The 12,313-nt window shown below is 57.3% G+C and carries 12 protein-coding genes; 9 read left to right on the top strand and 3 right to left on the bottom strand.

Annotated elements, in window-relative coordinates; all coding sequences use genetic code 11:
* Positions 1 to 723 (bottom strand): response regulator transcription factor, encoded by a 723-nt coding sequence (locus HMPREF2854_RS06765; protein ID WP_070620812.1) that lies wholly within the window; start codon positions 721 to 723, stop codon positions 1 to 3.
* Between the two features lie 143 nt (positions 724 to 866).
* Between HMPREF2854_RS06765 and HMPREF2854_RS06760 the strand changes: the two genes are divergently transcribed.
* From HMPREF2854_RS06760 to HMPREF2854_RS06725, 8 genes are all read left to right on the top strand, one after another.
* Complete coding sequence (locus HMPREF2854_RS06760) at positions 867 to 1,439, top strand: PH domain-containing protein (protein ID WP_083309440.1); 573 nt, start codon at positions 867 to 869, stop codon at positions 1,437 to 1,439.
* Positions 1,440 to 3,089, top strand: coding sequence for a PH domain-containing protein (locus tag HMPREF2854_RS06755; RefSeq protein ID WP_070620809.1), 1,650 nt, complete (start codon positions 1,440 to 1,442; stop codon positions 3,087 to 3,089).
* Entirely contained in the window at positions 3,086 to 3,958 is an 873-nt protein-coding gene (locus HMPREF2854_RS06750; RefSeq protein ID WP_070620806.1) for a Rossmann-like and DUF2520 domain-containing protein, read from the top strand. Before HMPREF2854_RS06755 ends, HMPREF2854_RS06750 begins: the two co-directional genes overlap by 4 nt.
* Before the next feature lie 82 nt (positions 3,959 to 4,040).
* Positions 4,041 to 4,889, top strand: a complete 849-nt coding sequence (gene panC / locus HMPREF2854_RS06745; protein WP_070620857.1) for a pantoate--beta-alanine ligase — start codon at positions 4,041 to 4,043, stop codon at positions 4,887 to 4,889.
* Entirely contained in the window at positions 4,882 to 5,328 is a 447-nt protein-coding gene (gene panD / locus HMPREF2854_RS06740; RefSeq protein WP_070620803.1) for an aspartate 1-decarboxylase, read from the top strand. The genes panC and panD overlap by 8 nt, the downstream gene beginning before the upstream one ends.
* Before the next feature lie 140 nt (positions 5,329 to 5,468).
* Entirely contained in the window at positions 5,469 to 7,016 is a 1,548-nt protein-coding gene (gene lysS / locus HMPREF2854_RS06735; protein WP_070620800.1) for a lysine--tRNA ligase, read from the top strand.
* 149 nt (positions 7,017 to 7,165) lie between these two features.
* Positions 7,166 to 8,527 carry a TrkH family potassium uptake protein gene (locus HMPREF2854_RS06730; RefSeq protein WP_070620855.1) on the top strand — a complete coding sequence of 454 codons (1,362 nt, stop codon included), beginning with the start codon at positions 7,166 to 7,168 and terminating at the stop codon, positions 8,525 to 8,527.
* Positions 8,520 to 9,203: a potassium channel family protein gene (locus tag HMPREF2854_RS06725; protein ID WP_070620797.1), complete on the top strand. Its 684-nt coding sequence runs from the start codon at positions 8,520 to 8,522 to the stop codon at positions 9,201 to 9,203. Before HMPREF2854_RS06730 ends, HMPREF2854_RS06725 begins: the two co-directional genes overlap by 8 nt.
* Here the strand turns inward: HMPREF2854_RS06725 and HMPREF2854_RS06720 are convergent.
* Entirely contained in the window at positions 9,200 to 10,441 is a 1,242-nt protein-coding gene (locus tag HMPREF2854_RS06720) for an MFS transporter (RefSeq protein WP_070620793.1), read from the bottom strand. The two genes, HMPREF2854_RS06725 and HMPREF2854_RS06720, sit on opposite strands and share 4 nt — an antisense overlap.
* 135 nt (positions 10,442 to 10,576) lie before the next feature.
* Between HMPREF2854_RS06720 and HMPREF2854_RS06715 the strand changes: the two genes are divergently transcribed.
* Entirely contained in the window at positions 10,577 to 11,362 is a 786-nt protein-coding gene (locus tag HMPREF2854_RS06715; protein WP_070620789.1) for an SDR family oxidoreductase, read from the top strand.
* Positions 11,363 to 11,366: 4 nt separating this feature from the next.
* On the opposite strand, the gene HMPREF2854_RS06710 is transcribed toward HMPREF2854_RS06715, so the two are convergent.
* Entirely contained in the window at positions 11,367 to 12,173 is an 807-nt protein-coding gene (locus HMPREF2854_RS06710; protein WP_070620786.1) for a DeoR/GlpR family DNA-binding transcription regulator, read from the bottom strand.
* Between the last annotated feature and the right edge of the window lie 140 nt (positions 12,174 to 12,313).

Below are 12,313 nucleotides of genomic sequence, written 5' to 3'. Positions count from 1 at the left end.
TTAGGCGTTCTCAGGCCTCAACATGTACCCAACGCCTCGGCGCGTATGGATCAAATCGCCAGAACTACCCGGAACGGCAAGCTTACGGCGCAGGTACGAAATATAAGATTCCACAATCGCGGCTTCGCCATCCCAGTCGTACTCCCACACGTGATCCAAAATCTGCATTTTTGACACCACGCGGCCCTCATTGATCATCAGGTAGCGCAAAAGCTTGAACTCGGTGGGGGATAGGTCAATCTCTTGACCCGCGCGCCGCACCTCGTGCGCGCCCTCATCCAGCTCCAGGTCCGCAATGCGAAGCACGTTGTCGTCATCGCCCGCCTTCGTTCGGCGCAAGATTGCGCGAATGCGAGCCACAACCTCCTCAAGACCAAACGGTTTTGTCACATAGTCATCGCCGCCAACCGTGAGGCCCTCGATCTTGTCATCCATCTGATCACGAGCCGTCAAGAACAGCACGGGAGTGCGTGAACCAGACTCGCGAAGACGCCTCGTCACCGTAAAACCATTCATATCTGGAAGCATCACGTCAAGCACGATCAGATCCGGATTTTCCGTAGTGGCCAAATGGAATGCGGACTTTCCATCCGAGGCTGTGAGCACCTCAAAACCGGCAAACCGCAACGATGACGCCAACAGATCAAGAATATTTGGCTCGTCATCAACCACCAGCAGACGCGCTTCTGCGCCCGTGTCATCCACACTCATCTTCAAACCCATTTCTCCATCACATACCTGTTGCCTTAAGAATATCTGAACAGCACATGTAAAAAGCCCCGCGAGCGTAGCCATGTAGCAACCAAAATGCCAGAACCTGTAACCTTGAACCTGAAAACGCTGCACGGCACAGACAGGTGAAACAGATGAGCGAAGCGCAAAATACAGGGCAACTACCAGAGGGAGTGTTCCCCTTCCAACCTCCCAAAACCCTCAGTGGCAACACCGAGGTGGTTGGTGACAGTCCTTTCTTGCCCGCAGACGTGCAGTTCTACGGTGTTTCGCCCGCGCTCGTGAAAGTGCGGGTTGTTAGCCTGCTCATTACGTTTGCCATCATGGTGATTCCCGGCATTGTCATGGCCATTCTTTTAACTAAGTGGATTTGGCTTTACGTTCTGGCCGTCGTTGCCCTTTTCGCGTGGCTTTTGTGGCTTGTTCCCCGGCAGGTGCGCGCTATCGGTTACGCAGAAGCCGAATCTGACCTGCTTATCCGCTCGGGCATCATGTGGAAACAACTAACCGTTGTGCCTTATGGGCGCCTGCAATACGTAGACGTATCTGAGGGGCCCATCGCGCGCGCCTTCGGCATCGCTACAGTGCAGCTGCACACGGCCTCGGCATCCACGGACGCATCTATCACCGGTCTGTCCGCGAAAGAAGCAGCGCGCCTGCGCACGAGTCTTGCCGAGCGCGGCGAATCTGAACTGGCAGGACTCTAAATGGCAAAGGGACGCAAAGAAACCGCAGTTGAAAGCGGCGTTGCAGAATCCGAGTGGAGGTCGTTGCACCCCGTCACGCCCCTAGCGAAAACCTGGGCCGTGTTCGCAGCCTTCTTCGCTTTTATCTTTTACCAGTTTGCCGACGTGCTTAAAGAGCTCACCACGCTTGGTCTGATCGAAACCTACGGGCCGGCGGTTGTCTTCCTCGTGATCGCGGCCGGGATCCTCCTGATCGTGGTTGCGGCCGGCATCTACTCTTGGATTGCCTGGCGCAAAATGGGATTCGCAATAACTCACGACGCCGTGTACTACCGCGAAGGAATCCTCTTTCGTAGTCAGCGCCATGCGCGACTAGACCGAATTCAGGCTGTAAACATCACGCACCCGTTGATTGGCCGCATTTTGGGCCTGGGACGTATAGATATTGAGGTTGCTGGTGGCACGGACTCTAACTTCCAGCTGGGGCTACTTAAAACGCAGCAGTTAGAGGATGTTCGCCGCGAGGTGCTGTCAGAATCGCGCACTGCGAAACTACGCAAAGCAGGGAAGCTAGATGCTGATGCAACGGGCGGTGTTCCCGCAGGCGAGGCTGGCGTAGCCCCGACCGCCTTGGAGAATGTCCAGGCGGGAATCGATCAGACTCAAGGCCTTGGCGCGCCGGTGGAGGAGCTCGAGCAGATTATCTACAAAGTTCCTGCAGGCCGCCTTGCCGCGTCGTTGGCGCTCAACATGGGGATTATCTTCTCTATTCTTGTGGGATTGGCCATCGCCGCGGGTTCCATAATCGGCACTTTGGTTGAGGGCGCTTCTTTTGCCGCAATGATTCCCGTGCTTGTTGGTGGGTTCGCCTTGTTTGCCTACCCGTTCAACCAGTTTGCAAACAACTTCGGATTCACCGCATTTGTAACCCATGATGGTATTCGCGTCCGCTCAGGTCTTCTATCCACCCGTGCGCAAACCATTCCGGTGCAACGCATTCACGCAGTGACGGTTTCCCAACCATTCTTCTGGCGCTTTTTTGGCTGGTACAGAGTCAAAATTATCCAGGCCGGTTTCGCGGCGAACGCGCAAGACAAGGTAGAGCACGACCTACTGCTTCCTGTAGGCACGCGTGAAGAAATGCTCCAAGCCCTATGGATGGTCTACCCCGACCTTGGTGTTTCTAACCCGGTTGAAACAATCATGTACGGCATTGAGGGCGAAGGTGAGATGCTTGGATTCAGTCAGAACCCGCAGCGCTCACGCCTGTTCGACCCGCTGGTTTGGCGCCGCCGCTCAATCAAACTAACCGACGTGGCGATCCTGCTGCGCGACGGTTTCTTAACCCGGTCATTCTCGGTCCTGACCTATGACCGCCTGCAGTCCACGCTAATCAGCCAAGGCCCGTGGGACCGCAAGAAAGACCTCGCGGGTATTAACTTCCACCTGGTTGAATCCAGTTTATTCATTGAGCACCTGGACAGCGCGCTTGCATCCAGTCTCTACGCTGAAATCACGCGCCGCGCCACCATCAGCCGCCAAAAGGAAAGCCAGGAAGCCTGGGCTGCTAGAGCCGTTCCCGGTGCCCGCCAGACTCACAGTGCTTACGAAAGCAGGACGGCTGGTGGCGAGCCGGGTAGCTTCGAGCAAAATGGGGGAGAGCAGCAGTGAAAGCGGGGCGCTTTCGCGTAGGCATCATTGGCGCGGGCCGAGTGGGCCCGGTGATTGGCCGCGCTCTACAACTCGTGGGCCACGAAATCATCGGCATCACGCGATCATCCAATCCCGAAAGAAATGACGCTGCGGAAGCGATCCTGGGCGTTCCCGTAATCGAACCCGACGAGGCGTGCCAGGCGGAGCTAGTAGTCATCGCTATTCCTGACGACCAGATCGAGCCTCTCATACAAGGCCTGGCAATACTCGGGTGCTTCCGCCCCGGCCAAGTCGTTATGCACACGAGCGGCGTGCACGGCATCAACGTGCTCGAAGCCGCGCAAGCCGCTGGGGCCCTGCCCATTGCCCTGCATCCCGCGATGACGTTTACCGGCACCAGCTTGGACGTTGAGCGCCTGCAGATGTGTCCCGCGGCCATCACCGCAACCGCGGTGGCACTACCCATCGCATCAGCGCTCGCGATGGAAATGGGCATGGAACCTTGCGTGGTTGAAGAGGAAGACCGCACGCTCTATCACGCGGGCCTTACTCACGGAGCCAACCACCTCGTCACCCTTGTCAACGAGGCCCTTTCTATCCTTGAAGCCGCCGGCATCGAAAACCCTGAACTCTATATCCGCCCGCTCCTAAATGCCGCTTTGGAGCGCGCCCTCTCCGAAGGTGCGCACGGCCTGACCGGGCCCGTCCGCCGCGCGGACACCGGCACCCTCAAAGATCACCAGAAGGCATTATCTGAGGCCGGTTTGAACTCGATCCTAGAGAGCTACCGGAACATGGCGCGCACAACCGCTCACCTGGCCGGCGACAACCTGCTCCTTGGCGAAAACCAAGTGCAGGCCGTCTTGCGTGCTTTGGGTGAAGAATAAAAGTGGCAAGTTGGCCACAAGTGGCCCTCCGGATTCGCGCCTAGCGCGCCCAAAGGAGCACAATAGTCGCAAAGGAGGCATCTTGGAACCACAAGTCGTAAAGACCCGCGAAGAACTACGAGCCGCACTAGCGAAACTGCCTGGACGGCTCGGCCTGGTCATGACCATGGGCGCGTTGCACGACGGGCACCTCAGCCTCATTAAAGAGGCCAAGAAGCACGCCGACCACGTCATGGTCACAGTGTTTGTGAACCCCACTCAGTTCGCCCCCGGTGAAGACTTCGACAAGTACCCGCGTGACCTCGATGCCGACCTCAAAGCGGTTGCGAAGGTGGGCGCGGACCTCGTGTTTGCGCCCGCCGCTAACGAAATGTATCCGGGTGAAGCCTCTGTCACTATCAACCCGGGGCCCACCGCAACGGTTTTAGAAGGCAAAACGCGGCCCACACACTTTGCAGGCGTATTGCTGGTAGTGCACAAAATGTTCAACCTCACCGGTGCGGATGTTGCCGTATTCGGCCAAAAGGATGCACAGCAGCTGGCACTCATTCGCCAGATGGTTCGCGACCTCGACATGCCCGTCCAAATCGTTGGCGCGCCCATCGTGCGCGGCGATGACGGCCTCGCCCTCTCCTCGCGCAATGCCTACCTCTCCGACGCAGAGCACCAGCAAGCGCTTTCCCTCAGCGGCGCCCTCAAAGCCGGTAAACAAGCCAGCAACAGCGGGGCGAGCGCAAGCCAAATCAAGCAGGCTGCCCGCTGCGTCCTCGAAAATGCGGACGTGAAAATCGACTATGTCGAGCTGGTTGAGCCAACCACATTCCAATCCGTAGAGGCCGGGGAAGCCGTGCTGGCCCTCGCCGCCTACGTTGGCAATACGCGCCTGATTGACAACACGATCTTGAACATTGGGGAGGCCTCCAATGGCTAACGAAATCTACCGCACGCTAATGAGCGGCAAGATTCACCGCGCCACCGTGACCGGCGCGGACCTCAACTACGTTGGGTCCATAACCGTCGATAAAACCCTGCTGGAAGCAGCCGGGATACTTGAAGGCGAACGCGTTGACATTGTGAACGTAACCAATGGAAACCGCCTTTCCACCTACACCATTAATGGCGAGGCTGGATCGGGAGTCATCCAGCTAAACGGCGCCGCCGCGCACCTGACCAACCCCGGTGACATCGTCATCATCATCGCTTACCAGTCCGTGCCCGAATCCATGGCGCGAGGCTTCAAAGGCAAAGTTGTGTTGGTCGACAAAGACAACCGGATCATCAACCTCGGTTCAGACCCGGCGGGCGTTCCCGCCGGCCTCGAAAACGCTTCCGGTGGTGAAGGTCCGCTCGCGGCCCCAAACCGCGGCTAACCAGGCGGCTCTGAAACGCGGATAAGCTGTCTACCCTAGTAGCGCTCGACGCCCTTCGAACTTGGGCGTTCGCGAGTGCGTGAAACGTGATATTAGCCCACTATTTCCCGCATGTAGCGCCCCTTTAGTACGATGGGGACGTGGAAAAGAACAACGAGTCGTCTGAAATTCAAGAAGCCCCCGAGCAGTTTCGTGTTCGCGCCGAAAAACGTGCGCGCATGCTCGCAGAGGGAACCGATCCCTACCCGGTAGAACTGCCCATCACCAGCACCATCAAGAAGGTGCGGGAGGAGTTCGACCACCTCGAAATCGACGAGCAGTCACCCGCGCCCGTGGGCGTCGCTGGCCGCGTTATGTTTATTCGCGGCTCCGGCAAGCTCCAGTTCGTTGTCATCCAAGATGGCGAGGGCAACCGCATTCAGGTGATGCTCTCCGCTAAAGAGGTGGGTAGCGACTCGCTAAAGGAATTCAAGGCAAACGTAGACCTTGGCGATCACCTGTTTGTACACGGGCCGGCAATGCGTTCACGCCGCGGCGAGCTCTCCATTTTCGCTCAGCCGAGTGAGGACGCTCCCGCGTGGCGTATCACCTCGAAGGCGCTACGTCCACTGCCGAAGACGTTCACGACGGATGCCGGCGAAGAGATGAGCCTTTCAGAGGAGGCTCGTATCCGCCAGCGTCACCTCGACATGATTTTGCGTCCGGCTGCTCGTGAGATGGTTCGCACGCGCGCGGACGTTGTGTGGTCGCTACGCGACTACTTCCACCGCGAGGGATTCTTGGAGATCGAAACTCCGATGCTCCAAAACATTCACGGTGGCGCGGCCGCCCGCCCGTTCCAAACCCACATGAACGCCTACGACACGGAGCTTTACTTGCGTATTGCGCCGGAACTGTTCTTGAAGCGCGCAGTGGTTGGCGGTGTGGAAAAGGTTTTTGAAATCAACCGTAACTTCCGAAATGAGGGCGCGGACTCCTCGCACTCTCCGGAGTTCACCATGCTTGAAGCCTACGAGGCCTACGGCACGTACAACACGATGGCTGCCCGCACTCGTGACTTCATTCAGAAGGCCGCGCGGGACGTGTTTGGTACCGAGAAGGTAACGCTTGCCGACGGCTCCGAATACGACCTTTCTGGACAGTGGGATGAGATTTCACTTTACGAGGTGGTCTCGGAAGCCGTAAAGGAAGAAATCACGCCAGAAACAGAGCTTTCCCGCCTTGTGAAGCTGGCAGAGGAACGCGGAATTGCTGTTCCGGATCACGCTGTGGCGGGCAAGGTAGTGGAAGAGATCTTTGAGCATGAAGTTGGCGATCACTTGTGGGCGCCGACGTTTGTGCGCGACTACCCGGTGGATACGTCCCCGTTGGTTCGCCAGCACCGCAGCCTGCCTGGCCGCGTGGAGAAGTGGGACCTGTACGTTCGCGGTTTTGAGCTAGCCACCGCCTACTCCGAGCTGGTTGACCCGGTAATTCAGCGTGAGCGCTTTGAAGCCCAGGCGCTTGCCGCGGCAAACGGAGACCCAGAAGCGATGGTTCTTGACGAAGACTTCCTGCAGGCAATGGAACAGGGCATGCCGCCCACGGGTGGTATGGGCATGGGCCTCGACCGCCTGCTGATGGCACTAACTGGCTACGGAATCCGCGAAACCATCACGTTCCCGTTAGTAAAGCGAATCGAGAACTGACTGTAAGTTAGCTCATACGCAATCGGCATAACGTTTTCATCGGCCAGAGCACTACAATGCTTGGTATCAAAGCCAAGATGTTAGGCGAGCAGAAAGCTCGTAAGCAAAGACGCGTGCAAGCGCGAAGCGCAGGATTTTACCCGGCACGAATGGCCCTGCTTGGGCTGGGCATAGCGATTTCGGTTGGAACCGCACTGCTAATGCTCCCCGTGGCAAGGTCTGGCGCTCCCATGTGGCCAGGAAATGTGCCGGTGGCAGTTGCCGGCCCCTCCATTGCAGGAGGGGCGCCGCTGTCTGTAGCTCTATTCACCGCAACCTCGGCCACCTGTGTAACTGGCCTTATCGTGGTGGATACGGCCACATACTGGAGTACATTCGGCCACGCAGTGATCGCAATACTCATTGAGGTCGGCGGCCTGGGGGCGATGACGTTCGCTGCCCTCCTCGCCGTATACGTAGCTCACCGCCTGAGTTTGAGCCAACGGCTAGTGGTAGCTCAAATCACCGGCGCCCTCACAATGTCAGACATGCGCGGATTCGTAAGACGTATCGTGCGCATGGCCCTCATCGTGCAGGTAGTTCTCGCGATCCCGCTGGTAATCGACTTCTACGCGCGCTCCAAATCGCTGGGGGAGGCGTTGCAGTGGGGCACATTCTTCTCCATTTCCGCGTTTAATAATGCCGGCTTCTCTTTGGAAACCGACAGTTTGATCCCGTTTGCTACAGACCCGTTCATAATCTTGCCAATCTCAATTCTGATTGTGATTGGAGGCCTCGGATTCCCGGTTCTGGCTGAAATTGTGCACGCATGCAAAACGAGGAGGAAGAGGAGATGGCCGTGGTCTCTTAACGCGCGCCTAGTGGTGCACGGAACTATTGGCCTCATTCTTACCGGTTGGCTACTTATCACGCTACTTGAGTGGAACAACCTTTCACAAACGGGCCAGTACAGCGTTGCAGATAGGCTTCTCATCACCCTGTTCACGGCAATCTCGCCGCGCACAGCCGGCTTCAACTCGATGGATATAGCGACGCAAAGTGACGTCACCTGGCTGGTCACCGACATTCTCATGTTTATTGGGGCAGGCCCGGCTGGAACCGCAGGTGGCGTGAAGATTACGACCATGCTGGTGCTCGTCTTTTTAGTTCTGACCGAAATTAGGGCAGGCCAGGCCGTGCAATTGTTTGGCTCGCGCATCGGCCGCTCCACTCAGCGTGCAGCGATTACGGTGCTGATGATTGCGTTTAGCCTAGTTGTAGGAGCTACCGCCATAATCATGGTGCTCACGCCCTGGGGAATGGATCCGGTGTTGTATGAAGTCATATCCGCGCTGAGCACGGTGGGCCTAACAACAGGGATCACTCCGCAGTTGCCTATTGCGGCGCAACTGATTATTTGCGCGCTCATGTTCTTTGGGCGAGTGGGGCCCGTGGCAGTTGCAACAGTCTTAACTATTCGACCCGATACGAAGCTTTATGAGCTTCCTAAGGAAAGGCCAATCATTGGTTAGTTTTTCATTCCTCCCGCGAGTTCGTGCAGGAGAAGCTGGCGATGTTGCCATCATCGGCCTGGGACGCTTTGGAACGGCAATGGGTGAGGAGCTCGTTGCATCTGGCGTGCAGGTGCTTGGAATAGACAAGGATACGGACGTAGTCCAGGCAATGAGGGGGCGTTTCACACAGGTGGTGAAAGCTGACGCGTCCAGTGTTGAGGCGCTACAGCAACTGGGCGTCGATGAGTTCCAAACTGCCGTGGTTGCAATCGGAGAGAACTTGGCATCCTCCATCCTCGTCGCATCCGCATTGTTGCAGCTGGATGGGCCAGAAATTTGGGCGAAGGCGGCAACTGCGCAACAGGCGGAGATCTTCCGGCAGCTGGGAATAAAACATGTTTTTGAGCCGGAGAAGAACATGGGGCAGAGGGCCGCACACCTGATTACGCGCAGGCTTTCAGACTTTTTTGACCTCGGAAATGGGTTTGCTCTGGCAACGGCTACTGTCCCCGAAAAAGTGGGCGGGAAACTGGTGAGCGAAACACGTTTCAGGTCCGGGCACGGAGTCACCTTGATTGGCATTCGGCAAGAGGATGGGACGTGGGAGCAGGTTTCGCCTGACACCAGGCTGGTTGCGGGGCAAACCGTTTTGGCCGCAGGCCCGTCCAACAACCTCGAGATCGCGTTTGCTTAATCCGCCGCAGGTTTTGAAACCTCGGGTAGGCGAGAAGCTGCAAACACTCCCGCAAAACCAACGAGTGCCAGGAAAATCAGTGCAGGCGAAGCACCCCACATTGTGAGCGCGCCGGAGACCAAACCCACTAGAAGTAAGATGATGCCCATGAGCGTGTTCGCGGCTCCCACGTACCGTGTCCGCACGTCCGACTCGGCCATGTCAACGATGTAGGTCTTGCGCGCCACTCGCACCAAAATATGAGCGAGGTTGAGGGCAAAGAACGAGGTCGGCAGGATCCACGTTAGGGCAGTTTGGGGCCCAAAATGAACTGCAGCGAGGGTGAGCAAAATGATTGCGGAGGCCGCCCCCGCTCCAATGGACATGGTGTTCTTTGAGGACTTGTCAGAAAATTTGCCGGAAATTCGCCCGCCAAGAAGTGCGGAAAGTCCGGACGCAACCAGGAACAGGCCAAGCCCTGTGATGTCGCTGCCCACCTCTTGCGAGAGCAGGACGATAAAAGCTGTTGAAAGCGCCGATACGAGCAGCAGTGAACGCACAATCACGAAGTTGCGGAAGTCCTTTTGGTCGCGGAACAGTTCCCAGGTGTCTTTCCACCACGCTTTGTCGAGGCCCCCTCCATCGGCATCCGGATCGATTGGCTCATCAATCTTGTTGAACACCAGGGCGGCCAGGAACCAGATGAGTCCGGAAAGCAGAATGAGAATTACGAGGGAGCTAGGCTTTTGTAACGCTGGCGTGAGGGAGATGCTAAGGCCAATCACGAGCGAGACGAGGCCGCCGATAGCGGCTGAGCGTCCGGTGATGAGTCCGCGTTTGCCCTTGTCCACGATCCGGCCCTGCACGTCCTTTGAAGCGATCGAGCAAAGGGAACGGAAAGTAGCGAAGACAGCGAGTAGTAGGAGGAAGGCGAGGCCAAGAGCTAAGCCTTCGAGGAACGCCGCGGCAACTGCCATGAGCAGGGCGGCTACGCCCTGGCCGATCGCTCCAATCACCCAGATGCTCTTGCGCCGCTTGTGTCCGATAACCCACGGGGTGAACGCGGCCTGAGGGAGCATGGAGAGGGATTCGCGCACGGGTACGAGCATGGCGATTGCAAAGCCGGGCGCTCCGCCGGCCTGCAGTATCCACGGCAAAACAGTTTTTGCGGCGATAACCTGGTCGCCAATATTTTGCAGGGCGTTCGCGCCAATGAACCTGTTTACGTTGGACCTTTCGGTCTTTTCATCTTCTGCCACGTGCCACCTTCCTCGCTCGGCTTCCACCTTATGAAACCTGGCTGAGGCCGGCTAATAAGGGTAACCAAAGTGAACCTGCCTAGCCGTGCGATGCCAGCGCGATTAGGCTGGTATTAAAACGGTTAGGAGAAATCCATGGATCTGCAAATCAGTGGGAAAGTTGCGTTCGTTGCGGCCTCGACGTCCGGGCTGGGTAGGGCGAGCACACTGGCGCTTGCTGCGGAAGGCGCGCATGTTTGCGTTACGGGCCGCACTGCAAAGGCTCGCGAGGAAGTTGTTAAGCAGATTCGCGAGGCCGGCGGAGTTGCACTAGAGGTGCCGCTAGATGTTGAGGATGCCACCTCCATTGAACAGGCCATCAGCACGTGCGAGCGCGAGCTGGGGCCGGTTAGCATCCTGGTGTTGAATGGGCCGGGGCCGAAGCCAGCTTCGCCCTCAACGATCACGAGTGAGGATGTTGCTGGAGCCGCTGCGCGTCTTATTGAACCGCACGTGCGCATGGTTAATCGGGTTTTGCCCGGAATGCGTGAGCGCGGTTGGGGCAGGATTATTGCAATCGGATCCACCGCGGTGGTTACCCCCTCTCAGCAGCTGGTGCTCTCAACTATTGGCCGCCAAGGGTTGGCGGGATACTTGAAGGCTCTGTCCCAAGAGGTGGGCGGGGATGGCGTCACGGTGAACATGGTTCATCCAGGCCGCATCTTGACGCCGCGTATCGACCAGCTTGACCAAGACGCCGCTACCCGCGAGGGCGTGAGCGCCGCAGATGTTCGCGAGCGGTTTGAACAGACCATTCCGGTGAAACGCCTGGGAGATCCGGCCGAGCTGGGCGCCGCGGTCGCGTTCCTCGCTTCGCAGCAGGCGGCTTACATTACGGGCACCGCTGTTCGCCTTGATGGGGGAGCAACGCCCGTCCTGTAGCGGGCTAAACTACCCGCACGTCGCTACAGTACTTGCGCAGGTTCTCAACGTCCTTGGAAGATGCGCGAGTGGTGGTGAAAATGGTTGTGAACTCCTCGAGTGATGCGGTGCGTTGCCAGGCGGCGCGCGAGAACTTGTTGTGATCAAGCATCAACACCTTGCGGTGTGAAGCCCCCAGTATTGCCCGCTTCATGTTGACCACGAAGTCTTTCGGGTTGTAGATCGCGCCTGCCCAAACAGCGGCATCTGACATGAATGAGATGTCGGCGCGGAAGTCTTTAACCATCTCGGTAGCATGTGTTCCATAGAACGAGTCGGCCCAGTTCATGTAGTTGCCACCCAGCAGGATTAGCTGGATCGAGTGCACTTCGCTAAATTCGCGCGCCACATAAAGCGAGTTAGTGATGATGGTGAGTGACTTTATGTGTTTCAAGATCGGTATCAGGGGCACGTTGGTTGTGGAATCGTCGAGGATAATTACGTCGCCGGGTGAAACAAGTTTTGCTGCCGCATGTGCAAGGGTGCGCTTCTCGTCCAACTGACGTTTGGCCCGCACGGCTGCGGGAAGTTCGGCAGTGGACGGGGCGATCGCGCGCAAGAATCCTTTTGAACGGATGACGATTCCTTGATTTTCCAAGGTTTGCGCGTCTCGGTATGCGGTGGCGGTAGATACGTGGAGGGCGTTCGCAATCTGCTCGATGTGCAGTTCGCCCAGCTCAAAAAGTGTGTCGGTTATCCACTCGCGCCGGCTGGGTGGGTCTGACCAGTCGGATTTTGTGGGGGCCAGAGTAGGTTTTGCATCTGAAGGCATGCGACAATCCTTGCGAAAAATGATGTGACTTGACTTAAGAATATCTAAAACCTGAGCTGACTTTGCATTGTTTTCTCATTATTTTGAGAAAAACCGCAAATGTATTGATAAAAAACGGCTTTCATTCTACTCTGACTGTG

Origin of the sequence: Actinomyces sp. HMSC075B09 (assembly GCF_001812395.1) — a bacterium.
Lineage (GTDB): Bacteria > Actinomycetota > Actinomycetes > Actinomycetales > Actinomycetaceae > Gleimia > Gleimia europaea.
The sequence above is the reverse complement of the archived record's forward strand: the minus strand, read 5'-3'. Positions and strand labels throughout refer to the sequence as shown.